Annotated in this window: 18 protein-coding genes; 10 read left to right on the forward strand and 8 right to left on the reverse strand. The window is 43.8% G+C overall.

Annotated elements, in window-relative coordinates; translation table 11 throughout:
• Positions 1 to 70: 70 nt before the first annotated feature.
• Positions 71 to 808, reverse strand: coding sequence for a dienelactone hydrolase family protein (locus CXF69_RS10045; protein WP_102078159.1), 738 nt, complete (start codon positions 806 to 808; stop codon positions 71 to 73).
• Between the two features lie 235 nt (positions 809 to 1,043).
• Between CXF69_RS10045 and CXF69_RS10050 the strand changes: the two genes are divergently transcribed.
• Entirely contained in the window at positions 1,044 to 1,571 is a 528-nt protein-coding gene (locus CXF69_RS10050) for a YcgN family cysteine cluster protein (protein WP_228706771.1), read from the forward strand.
• A gap of 7 nt (positions 1,572 to 1,578) precedes the next feature.
• Here CXF69_RS10050 and CXF69_RS10055 read toward each other — a convergent pair whose 3' ends face one another.
• Positions 1,579 to 2,913 carry an Lnb N-terminal periplasmic domain-containing protein gene (locus tag CXF69_RS10055; protein ID WP_102078157.1) on the reverse strand — a complete coding sequence of 445 codons (1,335 nt, stop codon included), beginning with the start codon at positions 2,911 to 2,913 and terminating at the stop codon, positions 1,579 to 1,581.
• Between the two features lie 288 nt (positions 2,914 to 3,201).
• Here CXF69_RS10055 and CXF69_RS10060 point away from each other — a divergent pair, with 288 nt between their 5' ends.
• From CXF69_RS10060 to CXF69_RS10080, 5 genes are all read left to right on the forward strand, one after another.
• Positions 3,202 to 4,101, forward strand: a complete 900-nt coding sequence (locus CXF69_RS10060; protein WP_057761902.1) for a CBS domain-containing protein — start codon at positions 3,202 to 3,204, stop codon at positions 4,099 to 4,101.
• A 289-nt stretch (positions 4,102 to 4,390) separates the two neighbouring features.
• A complete protein-coding gene (gene lnt, locus CXF69_RS10065) occupies positions 4,391 to 5,965 on the forward strand; it encodes an apolipoprotein N-acyltransferase (protein WP_102078156.1) in 1,575 nt (524 codons plus the stop codon).
• A 192-nt stretch (positions 5,966 to 6,157) separates the two neighbouring features.
• Positions 6,158 to 6,616, forward strand: coding sequence for a hypothetical protein (locus tag CXF69_RS10070; protein WP_102078155.1), 459 nt, complete (start codon positions 6,158 to 6,160; stop codon positions 6,614 to 6,616).
• 299 nt (positions 6,617 to 6,915) lie between these two features.
• A complete protein-coding gene (locus CXF69_RS10075; RefSeq protein ID WP_102078154.1) occupies positions 6,916 to 8,484 on the forward strand; it encodes a peptide MFS transporter in 1,569 nt (522 codons plus the stop codon).
• 407 nt (positions 8,485 to 8,891) lie between these two features.
• A complete protein-coding gene (locus CXF69_RS10080; RefSeq protein ID WP_101204918.1) occupies positions 8,892 to 10,709 on the forward strand; it encodes an aminopeptidase P family protein in 1,818 nt (605 codons plus the stop codon).
• A 138-nt stretch (positions 10,710 to 10,847) separates the two neighbouring features.
• On the opposite strand, the gene CXF69_RS10085 is transcribed toward CXF69_RS10080, so the two are convergent.
• From CXF69_RS10085 to CXF69_RS10095, 3 genes are all read right to left on the reverse strand, one after another.
• Positions 10,848 to 11,693, reverse strand: a complete 846-nt coding sequence (locus tag CXF69_RS10085; RefSeq protein WP_101204919.1) for a cell envelope integrity TolA family protein — start codon at positions 11,691 to 11,693, stop codon at positions 10,848 to 10,850.
• A gap of 130 nt (positions 11,694 to 11,823) precedes the next feature.
• Positions 11,824 to 13,158, reverse strand: coding sequence for a beta-ketoacyl-ACP synthase II (gene fabF, locus CXF69_RS10090; protein ID WP_101204931.1), 1,335 nt, complete (start codon positions 13,156 to 13,158; stop codon positions 11,824 to 11,826).
• Positions 13,159 to 13,311: 153 nt separating this feature from the next.
• Positions 13,312 to 14,670 (reverse strand): anhydro-N-acetylmuramic acid kinase, encoded by a 1,359-nt coding sequence (locus CXF69_RS10095; RefSeq protein ID WP_101204920.1) that lies wholly within the window; start codon positions 14,668 to 14,670, stop codon positions 13,312 to 13,314.
• A 143-nt stretch (positions 14,671 to 14,813) separates the two neighbouring features.
• Between CXF69_RS10095 and tyrS the strand changes: the two genes are divergently transcribed.
• Both tyrS and CXF69_RS10105 read left to right on the forward strand, forming a co-directional pair.
• Entirely contained in the window at positions 14,814 to 16,028 is a 1,215-nt protein-coding gene (tyrS, locus tag CXF69_RS10100; protein ID WP_101204921.1) for a tyrosine--tRNA ligase, read from the forward strand.
• Positions 16,029 to 16,127: 99 nt separating this feature from the next.
• Complete coding sequence (locus CXF69_RS10105) at positions 16,128 to 16,355, forward strand: DUF1653 domain-containing protein (RefSeq protein WP_101204922.1); 228 nt, start codon at positions 16,128 to 16,130, stop codon at positions 16,353 to 16,355.
• An 88-nt stretch (positions 16,356 to 16,443) separates the two neighbouring features.
• On the opposite strand, the gene CXF69_RS10110 is transcribed toward CXF69_RS10105, so the two are convergent.
• Positions 16,444 to 17,412 carry an alpha/beta fold hydrolase gene (locus CXF69_RS10110; RefSeq protein ID WP_101204923.1) on the reverse strand — a complete coding sequence of 323 codons (969 nt, stop codon included), beginning with the start codon at positions 17,410 to 17,412 and terminating at the stop codon, positions 16,444 to 16,446.
• 223 nt (positions 17,413 to 17,635) lie between these two features.
• Between CXF69_RS10110 and CXF69_RS10115 the strand changes: the two genes are divergently transcribed.
• Positions 17,636 to 18,277, forward strand: coding sequence for a hypothetical protein (locus CXF69_RS10115; RefSeq protein WP_227522899.1), 642 nt, complete (start codon positions 17,636 to 17,638; stop codon positions 18,275 to 18,277).
• A gap of 107 nt (positions 18,278 to 18,384) precedes the next feature.
• Here the strand turns inward: CXF69_RS10115 and CXF69_RS10120 are convergent, their stop codons facing one another.
• Positions 18,385 to 19,134 carry an SDR family NAD(P)-dependent oxidoreductase gene (locus CXF69_RS10120; RefSeq protein WP_101204924.1) on the reverse strand — a complete coding sequence of 250 codons (750 nt, stop codon included), beginning with the start codon at positions 19,132 to 19,134 and terminating at the stop codon, positions 18,385 to 18,387.
• 73 nt (positions 19,135 to 19,207) lie between these two features.
• Entirely contained in the window at positions 19,208 to 19,867 is a 660-nt protein-coding gene (upp, locus tag CXF69_RS10125; protein ID WP_057761878.1) for a uracil phosphoribosyltransferase, read from the reverse strand.
• A gap of 481 nt (positions 19,868 to 20,348) precedes the next feature.
• Here upp and CXF69_RS10130 point away from each other — a divergent pair, with 481 nt between their 5' ends.
• Positions 20,349 to 20,915, forward strand: a complete 567-nt coding sequence (locus CXF69_RS10130; RefSeq protein ID WP_404944621.1) for a DNA glycosylase — start codon at positions 20,349 to 20,351, stop codon at positions 20,913 to 20,915.
• Positions 20,916 to 21,156 lie beyond the last annotated feature (241 nt).

Consider the following 21,156-nt stretch of genomic DNA (forward strand, 5'->3'; position numbering starts at 1 on the left):
ACACTCAAAATAAAAGGGTAGCTTAATAATTAAGCTACCCTTTTTAATAGTCTTTATACCAAATCGTTTTTTATGCTAAATTGGCTTTCATAAACTCAAGCATGTTTTCCCAGCTTTGTTTAGCAGCAGCTTCATTGTAGCCAAGATCTACTTCATTTTTGGCTGCACGCTCATCAGCATGCGGATTGGTAAAGCCATGTTTGGCATTGTCATAAACGTCGATAGTGTAATCAACATCGGCTGCATCTAGCTCTGATTTTAGACCTTCGATAGCATCCATTGATACCATTGAGTCGTCACGGCCATGAGCAACCAATACTTTTGCTGCAAAGTTTTTGTCTGCTGGCTGTTTTGGCGTTGGGTTACCATGGAACGTGGCGACCGCTTTTAGCGGCATGCCTTCACGAGCCATATCTAGTACAACTTTACCGCCGAAGCAGTAACCGATTGCGCCTAGGTTGTCACCATCGACAGATAACTGATCGCTGAAGTCATTAAGGATTAAGCGGCAGCGTGCCATTAGCATATCTTGATCGGCCAGTACTTGTTCCATCCACATGTTTGCCTGCGCCGCATCAGTAGTTAGTTTTCCTTCACCGTAAACGTCCATAGCGACTGCTGCATAGCCCGCTTCTGCCAAACGCTCAACCACTGATTTTGGATGATCGACCACACCCCACCATTCTGGTGCAACCAAGATACCTGCTGCTGGATTTTCATCTGAAGCATTTTCTGGTAATGCTACATAACTGATAAGTTCTACACCGTTCTCGGTAGTACTGATTAATTCAAACGTCTTAATTGACATATTATTGTCCTTTTTTATGTTGTGAGTTTTAATTATTCGTCATTGTGATGGTTCGTTTTTCTAACTCGTACTACCTTAACGCCCATGTCTAGCAAAAACAGCTATAATACTGTAACGCTCTTTATCAAAATGCTACTGCGACTTTATGACTATAAATTTGTTAAACAAAAATAATGACCAATCTGACTTGAACTTAGGTCTCGATGCAGCGGCCAAGCCTGCGCAATCGGTAAGTTTGTTCCCTGATAGTACCGATGTCGATTCTAATGCTAGTTCTAAGTCTGAGCCACTACGTCCGCAGTTTTGGTCGCGATTTGCGTTAACAGAACTAAACCATAGCGAGTGGGAAGCACTGTGTGATGGTTGCGGCAGTTGTTGCTTGATTAAGTATATCGATGAAGATGAAAGTGGCAATGTGGATGAGGAGATGGTCGAATATACCGATGTCACCTGCCAGTTGATGGACTGCGCGACGGGATATTGCAGTCACTATGCAACGCGGCAAGAGCACGTGCCAGACTGTATTCAGCTGACTATGGACAACTTGCCCAAGATGATGTGGCTACCATCGCACTGCGCTTATAAGCGTCTGTATAAAGGGCAGGACTTACCAAGTTGGCATTTATTATTGACTGGGGATGCTGTGTTGACACAACAACAGATGCGAGCGGCCAACGTGGGCGTCGCTGGTCGCTGTGTCACGGAAATCGGTATGTCTGATGAAGAAATGGAGACACGGGTGGTTAACTGGGTTAATCCTTAGTCTACAGTTAGTTAGATGCCTGAGCAGTAGACTTGGCCTTTGCTTCAGCACTTGCTTGCGAGTTAGCCAATGCTGGTATCGGAATGTCTTGACGAATCTGCTGTGAGAATTTACGGCTGTTTTTATCTCTATCGGTATCAAACTGTGAGTTGACTTGATTATCAAAGCCTTTTGCCTTTGGGTTGATATGAGTGCGCTCATACCACGTGTTCATTGACCAAGGTTGGTTGTCCTTTTCGGGTGCCGCATCCAACATGCCTACATCATATAGATAGTTTGGTAACCAACCAGAGACCCAAATCCGATAATCCCATGGCAAGCGATCGCCACTAACGATACGCGCCATATAAAAGATGATATTGGTACAGTTGCTGGTTAATGTATTGTACCAAGCAGGTTTAGCGTTCAAATCATCAGCCGCCGTTAGATAAGATTCAAATAGCGACCTCAATTCATGCTGTTGCAAATTGCTAATAGGAAACAGATAAACCTGCTCGCCGCGCGCATTGCTACGGGTATAGATGATGTCGCGCTCTTCTGCGGCAATCAGGCTCAGCTCATAACGTCGAAAAAACCCAGCAAGCGTTGAAAAAGACTCGCCGTCTTCTTTACGTATTTCAAATGAGAAGGCAAGTGGTCTATCATCTTCAAATCGAAAGCTAACTAAAGTATGAGCGATTAGCGGTCCCATCCAATAAGAATTGGTCACATCAACGCCAGAGAGTTTAGACAAATCAATCGTACGGGTATCCCAATGCTCGGTAGCGTCTTCTTCAGTTTGCCAATCAAAGTTACGAACATTGGTTAAAGTAATCAAATCAGGGTTGTTCGCATCGCGCTCATAGGAGACTCGCTGGTCGACTTCAGCCATCCATTCTCGATCTTGTTGCGGTTCGATAGAAAAAAACCAACCTAAACCTATGAGCCAAATAGCGCTATATACGCCGATAATTAGCTTGGTTGCTGTGCCTTTACCAATTGATTTTTTATTAGATAATGAGTCACTATGCAATACTCTTGTGACGGCATCCCAGTAACGTGTACTTAGCAGCGTAGCTAATATACCTACAATCACTATTGTCGCAAGCCAAGTCAATACTGAGCTGACGCCGTACTGATACCAAATCGCGAGTAATAACCATAGCGCTGATAACAATAACGTAACGGCAATTAAAAAAGTCACAAGACGCTGGCGCCATGTAGGCTTTGGCTGTTTACGTTCTAATGTTTCGCATTTTAAGTCAAGGTTCTCTAAACCACAGCTCTCTAAGCCACGACTGTCTGACAGTCGACTGCGTGAACTCGACGAGAGTAGGTGAGAAAAAACGGAACGTAGCGACATAGGGTTTGCTTTGATAAATAAAGGCTTTGACCATAGCAAAGTTTATAACACGCTGACAATACAATTTGAGTGAATTTGTCGTTGAATGTCGGTGAGCCTTGCGATAAAGTGAAGCTAATTTGTACTAGCAAATTTGTTATTCATCCAGTAATTAATAACAAACCAGCTATTTTATTTGCTACTTTTATCCCCATCTAGGCTCTACTTGTTTTTTTATTGAGTATTGTTCGTTTTTCTATTGAATACTATTCTAATTTTTATTAACTAAAGAGGTTAAATCACACCACCATGTCTGACGACACTCCCAGCCCGAGTAGTTGGTCGATGCGCGGCTTAAAACGCTGGCTATCGACCGCCCCCGAAACCCGTGATGAATTGATTCGTCTGGTACAAGACTCGCGCCAGTTTTTAGAGCCTGATACGGTCGATATGTTAGAAGGCGTGCTCGATTTGCCTGCGACACAAGTCCGCGAAATCATGACACCGCGTCCGCAAGTGATTGGTCTGCACGAGAGCACCAGCCTTGCCGAAGTGATGGATATCATTCTTGAGACCACCCACTCGCGCTATCCTGTTTTTGACAGCCAAGATGATGACGCCGTCATCGGTATCTTATTGGCAAAAGACTTGATTCCGATTCTGGTACATATGGTTCGCAACCAAGAAGACAAAATTGACAGTAAGCGTCTCAGAGACTTGGTGCGCCAGCCGTTATATATCAGTGAGACGGCTCGTTCTGATACCTTGCTACGCTCATTGCAGCGCACCCAAGTGCATATGGCGATTGTCGTTGATGAGTTTGGTAACTTTGGTGGTGTGGTCACCATGGAAGATTTGTTAGAAGAAATCGTTGGCGACATCGTCGATGAGCATGATGACTTTGATGAAGACAGCGATATCAATAACATCGTCCCTGATCCAGAAAAGCCAAACACATGGCGTGTCCAAGCGTCTACAGTAATTGAAGACTGTAATGATGAGCTGGGTAGTCGTTTTGACGATACTGATGTCGATACGATGGGCGGTCTGGTCATGCAAGCACTTGGCTTCGTTGGTGATTTAGAAGGCGAGAGCGTCGTGATAGATGATTGGAAAATTACTATTACTGACGTAGAAGGGCGATTTATCCAAAATCTAGAGCTGACCAAAACCAATGCCGAGCAACAGATATTGATAGGCAGCCACTAGCTTTTCTATAGGGCTATACCAAATGCCTAATTAATACAGTTTCAGGCAAGCTTATTTCTAGCAAGTTTCATAAAAACACGATGAAAAATCGTGTTTTTTGCTTTCTGCCTTTTGAACTTTAGAATGAGGTTTTAGCTACGCAAATTTACCCACTTGTAGGTTTTGACTGGTATCATGGGTGGGTTTTATTTGTGGCCCTGCATAAAGCATTATGCAGTCAGGTTTTGCGTGAGTGTTATCTCATCGCTTAGCTGAGAAATTTTAGAAAATATGGTTTTGGATAACTGCTATGCGTCTGTCTACTGTTGATTTGCAAAAACGTCTGAACCCCGATAAGCCAAAAGGTTTACATATGGGGTTGACGGTACTAATAGCTTGGCTGGCAGGGGCAGCTTTTATACTCGCGCTCGCGCCTTATGGTATTTGGCCAGTTGCCTTAGTATCACCTGCCATCTTATATGCGTTATTGGTACCAGCGATGACAGGTCGCCGCGCCTTTCTAATTGGTCAAGCGTACGGTACAGGGCTGTGGTGTGTTGGCGCATTTTGGCTATACACCTCGATACACGTTTATGGTGATACACCCGCATGGCTTGCTTTGATTATGATTGCGCTCATGGGTCTAGGCATGGGCTTGTTCCATGGCTTTTTGGCGCTAATCTTTAATCGTGTAGTTGGCAAGCAGCCTTTATCTTTTGCTGCCCTGTGGATACTTCAAGAGTGGATGAAAACTTGGTTGTTTACTGGTTTTCCTTGGCTATTTGTCGGTTACGCGTTTACTGAACAGTATTGGCTGTCTTCGCTTGCGCCTGTGGCTGGTGTCTTTGCGGTTTCTTTCGTAGCGGTATTATTGGCTGCCAGTATTGTTGAACTATTGCGTCGCCGCGGTGGTTATATAATTCCATCGATAGCATTGCTAATCATTAGTAGCACGCTATGGTTGATCAACCCGCAGTGGACCAAGCCAAAAGGCACTCCTGATTTATCGGTATCTTTGATTCAGGGTAATATCCCACAAGACCTAAAATGGCTCACCGAATATCAGATTGAAACGTTAAAAATCTATGCAACGTTGACTCGTGACGAGTGGGGACGTGACATCGTGCTGTGGCCTGAATCGTCGATTCCTATGTTTCAGACAGAAGCTGTTGGGTTTATCAGTGAAATGGTCGCGATGGCCAAAGAGACTGATACGACATGGGTGACAGGTATTCCTTATAAGGATGAAGCAGCGTTTGATGCCAGTACAGATAAATATCCGCCGTTCTACAATAGCGTGGTAGCGCTAGGGGCACAGGCAGAAGGGCTTTATAAAAAGCAACGTCTAGTGCCATTTGGAGAATATATTCCATTCCAAGGCGTGCTCGATATTCTGCCAAACCTAGCAGGTAGCCAAGATATTATGAGCTATAGTCGCGGCAGTGATCAGCAGTCACCGTTGCGTGTTCGAGGGCACAATCTAGGTGCAGCCATCTGTTACGAAGTGGCCTATCCAGATACCACGCGCAAAAACGCGATTGGTACGGACTTCTTGTTAACCATCTCAAACGATGCTTGGTTTGGTACGTCGGCAGGCCCACTACAGCATCTACAGATGGTACAGATGCGCGCGCTCGAAAACGGTCGCTGGTTTATGCGAGCGACCAACACAGGTGTGACAGCTATCATTGACCACAAAGGTCGTATCGTAGAACGTGCACCGCAGTTTGAACGTACTGTATTGCGCGGTGATATTCAGGCACGAGTTGGCAATACGCCATTCATGCGCTTTGGTCAATATCCTATTTTGTTTATCATGACACTGTTACTAATACTCAGCTATTTGGGTAAACGTACGAAGGCTCCAGTACGTTTGGTTAAGTAGTATTGTTAAGTAAGATGTGTTGATAGCGAATAATAGATAACTGATTAAGTAGTTAGCTGTCACAAGTGCCAAAAAAGAATAGTTAAATTGTGGATAATAAACCCTTTAAATACTTAAGGGTTTTCACAAATCAGTATAAATTGCGATATAATAGGTCAATATTTCAAATATTTTGTGCAAGGTGGATAAGGTATGTCAGAAGGTATCGTTAATAACAATCCAAAAAAAGAGCTGTTATTCGCTTTAGGTGGCATTGCCATGTTCTTAGGTATTGTCTTACTTATTGGTGTTTCTGCATTTTTGCGTCCAGCAGGCGAGCATATCACTGCTGAGACAACTGAAGCATCAGCTGCGGCAGATGAAGCAGAAGCTACTGCTACTGAAGAAGAAGCGGCTCCAGCCGATGCAGAAACTGCAACAACAGAAGAAGCGTCAGATGCTACAGCGCCTGATACTGCAGCAGATGCAACCGTAACACCAGCGGCAGATGCGGATAGTGCAGTTGTCACCGCAGAAGCTGGTACAGCAACGGCATCTGGTACTGTAAGCCAAGCCGCTGTTGCCGATGCTGATTTGACAGCTGAGCAAGCGGATGGTGATGTAGATGCTGGGAATGCTGGCGACGCTACTGATGAGGCCGCAGCACAGTAAGCTGTAGTATGACTATGTAACTGATCTAAAATAGTGCTACTCGATTGTTAAATGAGCTGCATTATGAAGTCTGTATCAACAGTGCTATAAGCATAATATTACTGTCTTAGATACCTATAAGAAGAGTCCGTTCTCAACCATTGAGAGCGGGCTTTTTTTATGGGTATTTGTGTAATTTTTGACCAATTTTTTCTTTACTTGATTATAACCAAGTGAAACAATGTTCCGCCTATATGACCGTCCATCTGGATAATCAGGGGTTTGGTCATTACAAATATGATCTTTAAAGGAATAAAGTTATGGGCACAGAAACAAAATCGGGGGCTAGTGCAGCAGAGCTAGAAGCACTAGACAATGGCTTTATGGGACATCCTGCGCCCTTACGCTCATTGTTTTTTACCGAAATGTGGGAGCGATTCTCCTATTATAGTATTCGTCCACTATTGGTTTTATTTATGGTGGCAACAGTGAGCAGTGGCGGTTTTGGCTTCGATGAAGTCACTGCCTCTGCTATTTATGGTATTTTTGCGGGTTCGTTATACTTAGCAGCAGTACCAGGTGGTTGGCTGGCAGATAATTGGCTGGGTCAAGAGCGGGCGTTATGGTGGGGTAGTATTATTATTGCCCTTGGTCACTTGTGTATCGCGCTTTCAGCGATGTTTGGCATGACGCTGTTCTTTGTTGGTTTAATCTGTATTGTCTTGGGCTCAGGGTTATTTAAGACCTGTATCTCAGTGATGGTTGGCGCCTTATACCCCAAAGGCGACTCTCGCCGTGATGGCGGTTTTACCTTGTTTTATATGGGCATTAACATCGGTGCGTTATTAGCAGCACTTATCGTTGGCGTATTCAAAGAAAAAGGCATGTGGCATGTCGGCTTTGGCGTTGGTGGTTTGGGTATGCTGGTATCATTACTGATTTATCGTTTTGTCGCGCAAAAGAACTTAACGCGTTATGCACGCGCCAAAGGTATTTCTGCTGAGTGGGAAAAATCTAACGACCATTACAAAAACATCGGTCGCTGGGTTGGTGGTTTCGTTGCGTTGCTAGTAGCCGCAGTGCTACTAGTGTCTACTGGCATGATATCGTTTAATCCTGAGATGGTTGCAGAGTATATGACGTACATCATTGCTGCGGTGGTTATCTTATATTTCGCTATTATGTTTATCTCACCGCGATTGGATAAGACGGACAAACTACGCTTATTAATTTGTTTTGTCTTAATCATTGGTTCGACGCTGTTTTGGTCAAGTTTTGAGCAGCAGCCAACGTCTTTTAACTTATTTGCCGATCGTTATACCGACCTGAACGTTTTAGGGTTTGAGATACCGAGTATTTGGTTCCAGTCATTGAACCCGCTATTTATTTTGATATTGGCACCTATCATTAGCATCATCTGGGTCAAGCTTGGTAACCGCGGTCTTGAGCCTAGCAGTATGGCTAAGTTTGCACTCGGTATGCTACTGGCAGCCGCAGGTTTCGCCTTGATGATTTTTGCTTCAAAAAGCATTTTAGCACCTGGTGCTGGCTTGGCATCGCCGCTATGGTTGGTAGGTAGTTTATTATTATTGACGCTAGGTGAGTTAGCATTAAGCCCAGTTGGTTTGTCTGCCATGACTAAGCTGGCGCCAGAAGGTATGCAAGGTCAAATGATGGGGCTATTCTTTGCTTCTATCGCTATGGGTAACTTGGTTGCCGCCTTCTTCGGTGGGCATGTATCAGCTGACAAAATCGAAGGGTTACCAGGTCTGTTCACAACCATGACCATCTTCTTGGTAGTGACCGCTGTATTATTATTGATACTAGCAAAACCTATCAATAAAATGCTTAAAGAAAGCGAGCGTGAAAAACAACTGGCCAAGCAATAAAATAGTCTGATGTACATTTGTGATTAACAACAGCACAAGTGACACATGATGAGACGTGTTACCATTACTGGTAGCACGTTTTATTGTTTTAGTTGGTGGGATATTTAGCACAAGCTATTGAAAGCTTATTATCCGCCCAAACATCTAATGATAGGGCACCGTAAACCCCGGTGACGCAATATTAATTTCAATTTTCTACTCTCAATAAGCGGATGCAGTTATCAACGAAAACACAGTTAGATAGCTAAATAAGTAGACTGTTTGCTTGAATAATTGCTATCGATAATAAATATCTTATTAAAACTAAAGCGGTATCAACAACTCAAACAAGACGACTATTAGAACAAGACGATTGTAGATAATCGCTCCATCATCATATTTTTATAACTTCTATAAGGACACATTCAATGAATAAACAAGCCATTCACGAACGTATTGCTAATTTACGCAGCACCTTAGCCGCGCAAGATCTCACCGCAATTATCGTACCTTCTGCTGATCCACATTTATCTGAATACCTACCAGAATACTGGCAAGCACGCTTATGGCTATCAGGGTTTACCGGTTCTGTCGGCACGCTGGTTGTGACTGCTGACTTTGCAGGTCTATGGACGGATAGCCGTTATTGGGTACATGCTGCTGACCAGTTAGAAGGCACAGGTATTACTTTAGAAAAGCTTGCGCCAGGTCAGCCAAATCATATCGATTGGCTAGCCGATCATTTGCAAGAAGGGGATAGCGTAGCAGTGGACGGTAATGTTTTATCTATCGCTGAGCAAGATCGCCTGCTAAATGCCTTTGATGCCAATGATATTACTTTGATCACTGAGCGTGATGTGCTGACAGAGATTTGGACAGATCGTCCAGCACTACCAGCGGCCAAATTATATGCTCACGATGAGCAATTCCTTGCTCAGTCTGCCACCTCAAAGCTTGCAGCAGTACGCGAAGGCATGGCAGAAGCAGGTGCGACCCATCATTTACTTTCAAGCTTAGATGACATTGCTTGGTTGACGAACTTGCGCGGTGCTGATGTTGATTACAATCCGGTATTCTTGTCACATATGTTGATTGACGCAGACAAAGCAACGTTGTTTGTTGATACTGATAAAGTAAATGAAGATATTGCACAGAGTCTAAAAGACAGCGGTATCACATTGGCTGATTATTCTGCTGTGCAAGAGGCATTGAGTGCATTGACGCCAGACGATTTATTATTGTTAGATCCGAGCAAAGTCGCAGTAGGTACACTCTCAAAAATGGCAGACGATGTTGGCTTTATTGAGCAAATGGCACCTAGCACATTACTCAAATCTGTAAAATCTGATGCAGATATCGATCATGTGTGTGAAGCGATGCGTCAAGATGGCGCTGCCTTAGCTGAATTTTTTGCGACATTTGAGCAGCGTCTAGCAAACGGCGAGCGTTTAAGTGAACTAGATGTTGATAGTATGCTGATAGACGTGCGCAGTCGTCAGCCGTATTATGTCTCGCCAAGCTTCCCAACCATAGCAGGCTTTAATGAAAATGGCGCATTGCCACATTACCGTGCAACGCCAGAAAAATTCAGCTACCTTGATGTGGTCGAGGGCGAAGGCGGATTGCTACTGATTGACTCAGGTGCACAATATCAAAACGGTACGACTGATATCACTCGCGTAGTCGGTATTGGACAAGTCGCTGCTGAGCATAAACGTGACTTTACGATTGTGTTAAAAGCCCACATTGCGCTGGCTCGTGCCCATTTCCCTGATGGTATTGCCTCACCGTTGATCGATGCTATTTGCCGTGCGCCATTGTGGCAAGCACAGATGGACTATGGTCATGGTACGGGTCACGGCGTTGGTTATTTCTTAAACGTACACGAAGGCCCACAGGTCATCGCCTATAGCGCAAGCACGCCAAAAGAGCGCGCGATGAAGGTCGGTATGATTTCTAGTAATGAGCCAGGCCTATACCGCGAAGGTAAATGGGGTATTCGTATTGAGAATTTGGTGGTGAATACGTCAGTTGCCAAGCCTACTGAGACAGAGTTTGGTGATTTCTTGAACTTTGAGACCATCACTTACTGCCCAATCGATACGCGTCTGATTGAGCCATCGTTGTTGGATCAAACCGAGATTGATTGGTTAAATGACTATCATAGTCAAGTCTTTGCAGAGCTAAAAGATCGTGTTGAAGGTGCAGCGCTTGAATGGCTGACTGAACGTACCAAAGCCATTTAATACCAAGCTCAAAACATTAACTAAAAGTACTAAAAAGCCCCGTAAATTATTTACGGGGCTTTTTAGTGTTCGTTATTTAATACTTACTACTGAGCGACTGTTGCTAAATATACGTCTAACACTGAAAAATAATCACTGTTAGTGGATGCTTTTCTTAGCAGCTTCATTATTAGTAGTTGAGTCATTCTGTTCACTGAAGTGTTGGGTTACCTCAGCACGGAGCCAAGATTTTAGGTTTTCAGACATTAGCATCATTTGCTCACTGAGATAGTCATCGACCTGTGTTTCTAGCTCGCGGATTAGCTGTTGATGTGTCGCATCTAGCTTCGCGTCTTTCAATACCAAATTAATCGCGGCACTGGCTTTGTTATTAATATCTTTAATGTGGTTATTACTAAGCGCATGTGCCTGTTCGCTAATGGTTTTGTTATCAGCATTTTTATTATCGTTAGCATTGCCTTCAGTATTTACGACTTCTGATGCGTCTTTTTCAGTCTTTGCACTAGAATTATCAGTAACAAAATCGTCAGTAACAGCGCTATCTGCCACGACTTTATCTGTGTTTACTTTAGCTACGTCGGTAGCAGCCAGTTTTTTGTCGTTGTCTGTCTTTAACGCTGACTGCGTATTTTTTTCTTGTTCTTTTTGAGTTGCTTCTGCCTTGCGTGTGGCTTCTTCTGCTTCTTTTTTCTTCTGCTCGTCTTCTAGCTTTTGTTTTGCAGCGGCCGCGACTTCTTTCTCTTGTTTGTCCGTGATCGCTTTAGCAATGGCTTGTTCTGCATTGTAGTTGTCATATAGCTCGTCTACATGCGCATCTAAATCATGAGTATTAAAAGTGAAGTCTTCAAATGAGGTGTCAGGTTGTAGCAGGGTAGTGATGTCTTTTAGTTCTTGGGTAATCGCTGCGCGTACTGGCTCAGGCGCACACGTCCAGCGTTGATAAAACTGATGGGAAAATGAGTAGCTTGACATGGTATCGTCCATAAATGTTCCAAAAATTACCCCTTATCATACGCAAGTACGATAAGGGGCTGCAAGTGGACAAACGTAGCAAATCTGACACCAACGTTACAACGCATTCATTACCATGCGCTGCGCTGTAGCTGGATGGCTATTATTGACTGATAGGCCAGCGAGCAAATACCAATGAGCCATTGGTACCACCAAAGCCAAAGCTGTTGGATACTGCATACTGCAGGTTATCAACTTTGCGTGATTGATTAGCCACATAATCAAGGTTACAGTTGTCTTCGATATCATCTAGATTGATCGTAGGCGGCACATGCTGATGCTGTAGCGCTAGTACTGTAAAGATAGCTTCAACTCCGCCAGCGGCACCAAGTAAGTGACCGGTCATCGATTTGGTTGAGCTAACTAAGATGCTGTCTTTTACAGGAGAAAAAACAGTTTCGATAGCAATAGACTCAGCAACATCACCAGCAGGAGTACTAGTGCCATGAGCGTTGACATAACCGACGCTTGATGACTCGATACCAGCATCGTTTAGCGCATTTTGCATCGCTCTTGCCGCACCGCTACCGTCTTCTGGTGGCGCAGTAATATGACTGGCGTCATCACTCATACCAAACCCGACTAGCTCTGCCAATATCGTTGCACCGCGCGCTTTGGCATGGGCAAGGCTTTCTAATACCACTACTCCAGCACCATCACCAAGGACAAAACCGTCACGACCTTTATCAAACGGACGTGAGGCTTTAGTTGGCTCATCGTTGTGAGTAGAGAGTGCGTGCATAGCACTGAAGCCAGCTATACCAAGTGGGCTAGAGCCTTTTTCACTACCGCCTGCCAGCATGACATCGGCATCACCATAAGCGATCAAACGAGCGGCAAGCCCCATGGCATGAGTCGCCGTGGTACAAGCCGTCGATGTCGCAAGGTTTGGGCCTTTTAACTTATGCTTAATCGCTACCAGTCCAGCGGCCATATTGACGATAGAGCCTGGGATAATAAAAGGTGAGACTTTGCCCGCGCCTTTCTCGTGTAAGGTATCACGGCTGTTTTCGATTGTTTGGATACCACCAATACCTGAACCTAAAATGATACCAAAGCGATCTTGGTCAACGCCTTGTACTGGCGCATCAGCAGCACTGACTTCCTTGATAAAACCAGCGTGCTTTAGTGCCATAGCAGAAGCGGCAACCCCATAATGCATGAACTCATCATAGCGACGCGCATCTTTGGCATTCATATATTGCTTGGCATCAAAGTCTTTGATCACGCCTGCGATTTGCGCACGGTAGCCGGTGGCATCGAAATGTGTAATCGGTGAGATACCACTCTCGCCATTGAGCAACTTGGTCCATGAGCTATCGACGTCTAGACCGAGCGGCGTAATGGCGCCCATACCTGTGACTACCACACGCGTATCATCAGAACGCTCGTAGTGAGGTGGTTTTTGACGCGATTTATGTACAGGCGCTGCAGTCATATTATTTGTGTCATCAGTGGTGGCTTGGTCGATAGGTGAACTACTATTCTGGCTCATGCGATATATCCTATACTTACAGGTCCTAAGAGAATGGCGTTTCAAAAGTCATTATAAAACACATAGGTGCACGTATGTAAACTAAAATTTAACTGGTCAGGCAAAACATACTTGACCCAATACCACGCCTTTATTTGCACCAGTTACCGCTGGTAAATTACCAGTTTCACCCATCAATGTTTGTCTAGCCAACCATGCAAAAGCAACGGCCTCGACCCACGTTGGCGCAAGTCCTAAATATTCAGTGGTTTTTACTGTGCAATGGGGTAGATGTGCTTGCAAGCGTGTCATTAAATAGTCATTCAATGCACCGCCACCGCAAACATAGACCGAGCTGTTTTTTGCATGACTGACAAACATATTAATTTGCGTACTGGCACTGATAGCCGTTAGCTCAGTCAAGGTTGCTTGCACATCGGCTGCTGAATAACTGATGTTAGCATTGGCTTGTTCAAAAGCCTGTAGCTCATTTTGCAACCAAGTTAAGTTAAAGTCCTCACGACCTGTGCTTTTTGGATGAGACTGAGCAAAAAATGGATGTGCCAAAAGTTGCTGTAATAATAACTCAATGATGGTGCCAGAATGCGCCCAAGCACCACCTGCGTCATAAGCATTATCGGTATGCAACGAGGTCCATGCATCCAACAATAAGTTGGCAGGTCCAGTATCGTAACCAACAACTTGATCTTTTTCACTGGCTGGCAAGACGGTTATATTGGCAATACCGCCCAAGTTTAATAGCACACGTGTGCTATCAGGGTTGGCAAATAATGCCTGATGAAACGCAGGTACTAACGGTGCGCCTTGACCACCAACTGCCATGTCACGACGTCGGAAATCACTGACCACGCTGATGCCTGTGCGCTCAGCGATGATATTGGCATCGACTAATTGCAACGTGAATCCCATTTGTGGGCGATGACGTACGGTCTGGCCATGACAGCCAATCGCTAGCACTGACTCAGGATCGGTATTTGATTGCTGCAATAAAGTATTGACCACTTCACTCGCGAACTCAGCGTACGCGCGACTTGCCCAGCCGAACCAATCCAATTCACTGTTTGGTTCATCAGCCTCTGGTACAAGTTGATTCACGCCATTCGGCTGACATAATGCAAATAGTACTTCACGCAGACGTGGCGGAAAATCTTGGCTATAGGTTGCAAGCAGTCGCATCGGCGGTTGGGTATTTTCTTCGTTACTCACCTCAGGATTAAACTGGCAAAGCACAGTATCCATACCATCCAAACTGGTGCCAGACATCATGCCAATATATAAGCCATTATCAAAGCTTTCAAATACGGTTTGCTCAAGTGCATCAGTTAGGGTGGCATAGTTCGAATTATTAGAGGTCAAGTCATCAATATCGTCTGAAGGGTTATCCAAACCATTATTCATAAGCAAGTCTGCGAGGGCATTATGGTCAGTATCAGCAATCGATGCGGGGTTGGTCATGGCAATTTACCTTAAAAAACGCTAGTATATCCGTCAAATTCTAGCATTTTTTCTGACCTTTTGAGGTTCTAAACTTCCTAAGGTGTTGAGCCAGTAACCGTCATTCATAAAAATCCCAATTAAAGTGATATATAGAGAGCATCATGACCCATCAAACTTACACCCTAGAAGAACAACTGGCCCTTATTCAGCGCGGTACGCAAGAGATATTATCTGAAGATGATTTAGTGGCTAAGCTAAAGCTCAATCGTCCGCTACGTATCAAGGCAGGCTTTGATCCTACCGCACCAGATCTGCATTTGGGTCACACAGTACTGATTAATAAGCTCAAGCATTTTCAGGACTTGGGTCATGAGATTTATTTTCTAATCGGTGATTATACCGCCAAGATTGGTGACCCTTCTGGCAAAAACAGCACGCGTCCACCATTGACCGATGGGCAAATCAAAGCCAACGCCACGACTTATGCTGAGCAAGTATTTAAAATCTTGGACAAAGAAAAGACTCGCGTGGTCTTTAACTCTGAGTGGTTCAACGACATGAGCGCTGCTGACATGATTCAGCTTGCCAGTCAGCAAACCGTCTCGCGTATGCTTGAGCGTGATGACTTCTCAAAACGCTATGCATCGCAAACGCCCATCTCAATCCATGAGTTTCTTTATCCGTTAGTACAAGGCTACGATTCTATCGCCCTAAAAGCAGACGTTGAGCTTGGTGGTACCGATCAGACCTTTAACTTGCTAATGGGTCGTACCTTGCAAGGCCGTTATGGCCAAGAACCACAAGTTTGTATCACTGTGCCAATCTTAGAAGGGCTGGATGGTGTCAATAAAATGTCCAAATCACTGGGCAACTATGTCGCTATCTACGACGCACCAGGCACCATGTATCAAAAAATCCTGTCTATGCCGGACACGCTAATCCATCGTTACTTTGAGTTCTTAAGCTTTAAGCCAATGGAAGAGGTTGAAAGCTTGATGCGTGAAATGAAAGACGGCCGTAATCCACAAGAAATCAAACGTATCCTTGCCGAAGAGTTAATCGAGCGTTTCCATGATGCCGGTGCCGCTGCTAATGCGCACAAATCTGCTGGTAACGTCTTAGCCGATGGCGAGCTACCAGTGGATTTGCCAGAAGTAACATTAACGCTTGAAGAAGGTCAAGAGGCCTTGTTTATCACACAGGTATTAAACCAAGCAGGTTTGGCTAAAAATAGTGCAGCGGCAAAAGACATGATCAAGCGCAATGCAGTCAAAGTCGATGGCGAAGAGGTCAATGCTGGCTTTAGCTTGACCTCAGGTCAAACGGTTGTAATTCAAGCAGGCAAGAAAGCCTATGCAAAAGTGACGGTTGCTTAGATAATCTATAAAAATAATTAAGAGCGAGGTCGGCAGTAATTGTCGACCTTTTTTATGAAGCGATAATTAGCAGCCATTTTTTAATAGTAGGAGTTTGCTATGACTAAAACCATTCCCCAAGGCATTTACCGCCACTATAAAGGCAGTTTGTATCAAGTACTGCATACGGCGCAGCATTCAGAAACCGAAGAATCGCTAGTGGTATATCGTTGCCTATACGGTGAATATGGCGTGTGGGCACGTCCGCTTGCGATGTTTGCTGAAACGGTTACGGTCGATGGTAAGGAAATTCTGCGATTCGAATTGATTAAGCCATTAAATGATTAATACTTAGCCAATGATTTAGATTGAATTTAGCGCACAAAAAAGCGACCCGTTGAGGTCGTTTTTTTTGTGCATTATCGCAAACTTACAATTAAGCATTCAGAAATTCTTTCAATACTTTATAAAATGCTACAGGTGCATCCATCGGCACGGCATGGCCCGATGTTGGCAAAATAATACTGTGCGCATTGGGCAGCAGAGTGGTCAAACGCTGTTGCCATTCTGCATTATATAACTGCGAGCGCGCACCAATCAGTAAGGTAGTCGAAATATTGACCGTTGGCAAAACGTCGCGGTAATCGTAGGGCAGTGCAACATACGCAGATAGGCAGCGTAGTTTGTGTTGCCATGTCGCGTGCTCCATCAATGAGATTTTGTGCGGTGCCCGATAGCTGAGGGCTTTTACCAATAATTGCGAAGGTTTGCGACTGACAGAGAGCAGAGAAAAAGAGCGTTCCATGTCTAATAAATTTACTTTTAATCGATAGGGCAGGTGACGGAAGTCGACCACTTGCTCGGCTTGTAAATAAGGAGCAGTGTCAGTAATTAACTGTGTAAATTGCGCAAACAATTCGGTTTGTCGTGTACCGAATACACCGCCACCTTGCCAGTCTGGCTGATTATGAATAATCGGTGCTTGATCAATGTTCAGATAGTGACTGACGCGCTGAGTACCAAAGCGCTGAAAATATGCCCACATGACCAATGCTCCCATCGATATCGCGGCAACAGGAAAAGCCTCAAAGCCAGTTTCTTTGCTCACGTACTCAAACACATCTTGGGTATCTTGTGCATATTGCTCAATAAAATCAAACGTTGGCAACGTTAGGTCACTGGCCAAACCAAACCCTCTAAAATGTGGCAAGTAAAAACAGTAGTGCTGAATGAGCGGTAAAATAAATGGCAAAAATTGCCGCGCATCCATACCAAAAGCGTGCATTAGTAGGACAGGTTTACCTTTGCCAATAACAGAGACGGGCAGCAACGTTCCATCAGCTGTTTGGACAGTAATGGTCTTTAGCTGGTAGGGAGTAGGAAAGGGTATGAGGTCTTTTTTCATAGAGTGATATCTCTTTGATTTTTCAAGCTGTCTCGGTCAATTTAGCTAAGAGAGTATTGCGGTAGAGTACACAGCTACAAAATAGTTATACCGCGAATAAAAGACTGCTATATTGAAGCTGTTACCAGACCATAGCATAGAATTTGGCTAAGGGTAGAAGTCAACAGTGAGACGATACCAACGCTATTTAGGGACTGAAAATGATCGTTGAGGATATAAGCGCATGAGCAGATCAACATTACCATTACTCGATAGTAGCCTATATCCACAAGTATGGCAGCAGCAGATATTTACCAGTCCGAAGGCGCTTTTGCTGTCGATGTTGTCTGCTACTTTGAGTAGGAAGGTAACAATTGATGCCAGTGCTTTCACCAAACAGTTATTGGCAGATGATGTTTATCAAGAATGGATTAATACCACAGTATTTGGGCGTTATTTGCATCGTAACTTCACCGCATTTTATCAGCAGACAGAAGACAGTTTTAATACAGATATGCCCGCATTGTTCCGACAAGAATTAGTACGCCATGCGCAGTATTTACCATTAGGTCAAGTATTGTTTTTTGCAGGAGATATGTCCAAAAGTGTACGACAGACTAAGATGTTAACCACGACGGTGAATCCGGCAACGACAATAATAAATACTCAGAAAATGTCTCATAATCTGGCACAAAATCTGACCGTGAATACGTCAAGGTTAATCATTAATCAGATAACCATCACTGGTAAGCAAGTATTGGGGTTTGCCATACGTCATAATAAGCGCACTAGTGAACGTCTGCGTAACGAAGTGCTGATTTTGGACTTTCAGGATTTGCGTTTGGTCAATGAGCAAGCTATTGAAGATGTAAAAAAAGCAATATAGATGACTCTATATTGCTTCGATCTTATGAGATGCGCTAACAGGTTCGGTGTTGATAAGTGTTATATTGATAATCAACATTGACACTAAAACTAGTCGAGCAGTTAATATTAATCTTGCTTGGCAATCGTCAGTCCATTATAGGTCTGGGCGACTGGCATTACTTCTAGGCGGTTGACGTTAATATGAGCAGGCGACTCAATCAACCATAACAAAATATCACCAATATCTTCACCTGTCATAGTTTTAAAGCCATCATACACCTTGGCAGCTTTGTCATCGTCACCATGATAGCGCACGTTTGAAAACTCAGTGCCAGCAACGTTGCCAGGTTCAAGATTGGTCACACGCACTTGGGTACCAATCAGATCTGCTCGCAAGTTTAAGCTGAACTGTTTTACAAACGCTTTAGTTGCGCCGTAAACATTGCCACCAAAGTAAGGCCAGCTACCAGCTATCGAACCGACATTGATAATATAACCATTATCGCGCGCGACCATCGCTGGCAAGACCGCATGGGTCAATGCCATCAAGCCTTTGATATTGGTATCAGTCATACGCATCCAGTCATCAAGACTGGCCTTGTGAGCAGGCTCTGTACCCAGTGCCAATCCTGCATTATTGACCAAGACATCGATTTGTTTAAAATCATCAGGCAAGTCAGCAATGATTTGCGGAATAGAAGCTGTATCACTCACATCCATAACCACGGGTAAAAAAGCCTCACCTAAAGTCTCTGCCAAGGCATTCAGTTTATCAAGGCGTCTGGCGCAACCAATCACGCGATGGCCGTTAGCAACCAAACGTTCTGCCAACGCTTTACCAAAACCCGCGCTCGCTCCTGTAATCAATACGTTCATGATCTGTCCTTATTATTGATGCTATCTGCTGTTGCTATAATTTTGATGACGACTTTATTTACCCTAATGCGACTTATCTATTCGATAACTGCTTACCAAAAATCTTATCACCAGCATCGCCTAGACCTGGGATGATGTAACCATGCTCATCCAAATGGCTGTCTAGCGCAGCGGTGTAGATAGTCACGTCAGGATGCGCTTCATTTACCAAGCGTACGCCTTCAGGTGCAGCCACCAATACCAATGCTTTAATATTAGTACAGCCATTTTTCTTTAGCATCTCGATGGTCGCAACCATTGAGCCGCCTGTGGCTAGCATTGGATCAATGATAAGTGCAGGACGTTTGTCCATGTGGCTCACGAATTTTTCAAAGAAAGGGACTGGCTGCAACGTTTCTTCATCACGTTGTAGACCGACCACAGAAATCTTAGCAGTAGGGATCAAATCGAGCACCCCATCAAGCATGCCGATACCTGCGCGTAAAATCGGTACGATCGTCGCCGTCTTACCGATGATTTGCTCACCAGTGATCTCGCCACACCATCCTTCCATTGGGAAAGTTTCGATTTCAAAGTCACGGCTTGCTTCATAAGCCATCAAGCGCGCAAGCTCTTTGGTCAATGTACGAAATTTATAAGTACTACAGTCTTTTTCGCGCATAAGGCTGAGTTTATGACGGACTAGTGGATGATCGATTACCGTAATTTTTAAATCGCTGTTTAAGTCACTCATAAGTACTCTCTTGGTTTCTTGTCTGATGCTTGCGCAGTTACTGCGGTTGCTATTAGTATAAAAGATACAAACACTTACCGCACTTTAACCATATCTTTAGCTCATAAATAGTAAAGTTAAATCCTTCACAATCAAGCTAATTAACTACTTTACGACAGTGCTCATTTATCGCAATGACAATATTTGCGTTCACAGCTGCCATCAAAGCCTAAGCAATTCAGGCCAAGTAAAAAGATATCGCGCTATTTAAGTCAACTGATTGAACCGACTAAGTTTGGCTATATAGCGTGATTACAAGTGAGGTAGTGTTTAGACTTGCTATGATACCAAAAAAACCGCTTTTCTGATGAAGAATATCATGACTATAAAAACACCAAGCACTCAAAAAACCACTGATACTGAATCGAAATTGTCTAATGACAAAGCCACAGAGCTCGAAACCCATCCTTTTGAGCCTGTCTTACCACCCAATGCCACGGTCATGATGATGGGTACGTTTCCACCGACTGCTGATAAATGGGCGATGAGCTTTCATTATCCTAATTTTTATAATGATATGTGGCGGATATATGGTCGAGTATTTTTTGATGATGCTGACTACTTTAGAATAGGCGATGAGAAGCGCTTTGACCCTGAGCGCATTCGAGATTTTATGTTTGAACGTGGCATTGCGTCTTGTCCGACAGTAAAGCAAGCCATCCGTGAGACGGGTAATGCTTCGGATAAAAATCTAACAGTAGTCACACCTGTTGATTTAGAGGTTATCTTGCCACAAGTGCCGAAGGTAAAGTCATTGTTTACGACAGGAGGCAAGGCGACCGAAGTACTGCTTGGGTTATTAGACGAGCCAATTGCCAAATCAAAGCATCCGAAAACCAATCAAAGTATGGATTACCCTTATCAATGGCAGAGTAAAGATAACCAGAAAGCTGATGTGAATAATCTAATCTTATATAGATTACCTTCAACCTCACGTGCTTATCCACTATCGTTGGATAAGAAAGTCGCTGCGTATAAATCGTTTTTTGAAAAGATGGGTAAGTTATAAAATGGAAATAGAGAAATGGTTGCACTAATAGACGATAAAGCTCAAAAATAATACGAGGTAACTATCTAGTAAAGCTAAACGTTTTTAATGTTAGAAAGTATAGTAAATAGCACATTTATAGATAGTCTTTAGGCTTATTGAAATTAACTAAATCATAACTCATTGAAAGAAATAAAGATTTACTCATCTTCTAAAATAAGATTAAAAACATTAATAAAACGGGTTGACACAAAAGTTAAAC

Source organism: Psychrobacter sp. Choline-02u-9, assembly GCF_002836505.1.
Classification (GTDB): Bacteria; Pseudomonadota; Gammaproteobacteria; order Pseudomonadales; family Moraxellaceae; genus Psychrobacter.

What these genes read in the sequence shown, in the direction of transcription:
- CXF69_RS10080 (WP_101204918.1), top strand. Translation starts at nt 8,892, where the DNA reads ATGAATAAACAAGCCATTCACGAACGTATTGCTAATTTACGCAGCACC.
- CXF69_RS10105 (WP_101204922.1), top strand. Translation starts at nt 16,128, where the DNA reads ATGACTAAAACCATTCCCCAAGGCATTTACCGCCACTATAAAGGCAGT.
- lnt (WP_102078156.1), top strand. Translation starts at nt 4,391, where the DNA reads ATGCGTCTGTCTACTGTTGATTTGCAAAAACGTCTGAACCCCGATAAG.
- CXF69_RS10055 (WP_102078157.1), bottom strand. Translation starts at nt 2,913, where the DNA reads ATGTCGCTACGTTCCGTTTTTTCTCACCTACTCTCGTCGAGTTCACGC.
- tyrS (WP_101204921.1), top strand. Translation starts at nt 14,814, where the DNA reads ATGACCCATCAAACTTACACCCTAGAAGAACAACTGGCCCTTATTCAG.
- CXF69_RS10115 (WP_227522899.1), top strand. Translation starts at nt 17,636, where the DNA reads ATGAGCAGATCAACATTACCATTACTCGATAGTAGCCTATATCCACAA.
- CXF69_RS10120 (WP_101204924.1), bottom strand. Translation starts at nt 19,134, where the DNA reads ATGAACGTATTGATTACAGGAGCGAGCGCGGGTTTTGGTAAAGCGTTG.
- CXF69_RS10070 (WP_102078155.1), top strand. Translation starts at nt 6,158, where the DNA reads ATGTCAGAAGGTATCGTTAATAACAATCCAAAAAAAGAGCTGTTATTC.
- CXF69_RS10130 (WP_404944621.1), top strand. Translation starts at nt 20,349, where the DNA reads ATGATGATGGGTACGTTTCCACCGACTGCTGATAAATGGGCGATGAGC.
- upp (WP_057761878.1), bottom strand. Translation starts at nt 19,867, where the DNA reads ATGAGTGACTTAAACAGCGATTTAAAAATTACGGTAATCGATCATCCA.
- CXF69_RS10095 (WP_101204920.1), bottom strand. Translation starts at nt 14,670, where the DNA reads ATGACCAACCCCGCATCGATTGCTGATACTGACCATAATGCCCTCGCA.
- CXF69_RS10085 (WP_101204919.1), bottom strand. Translation starts at nt 11,693, where the DNA reads ATGGACGATACCATGTCAAGCTACTCATTTTCCCATCAGTTTTATCAA.
- CXF69_RS10045 (WP_102078159.1), bottom strand. Translation starts at nt 808, where the DNA reads ATGTCAATTAAGACGTTTGAATTAATCAGTACTACCGAGAACGGTGTA.
- CXF69_RS10110 (WP_101204923.1), bottom strand. Translation starts at nt 17,412, where the DNA reads ATGAAAAAAGACCTCATACCCTTTCCTACTCCCTACCAGCTAAAGACC.
- CXF69_RS10060 (WP_057761902.1), top strand. Translation starts at nt 3,202, where the DNA reads ATGTCTGACGACACTCCCAGCCCGAGTAGTTGGTCGATGCGCGGCTTA.
- CXF69_RS10075 (WP_102078154.1), top strand. Translation starts at nt 6,916, where the DNA reads ATGGGCACAGAAACAAAATCGGGGGCTAGTGCAGCAGAGCTAGAAGCA.
- fabF (WP_101204931.1), bottom strand. Translation starts at nt 13,158, where the DNA reads ATGACTGCAGCGCCTGTACATAAATCGCGTCAAAAACCACCTCACTAC.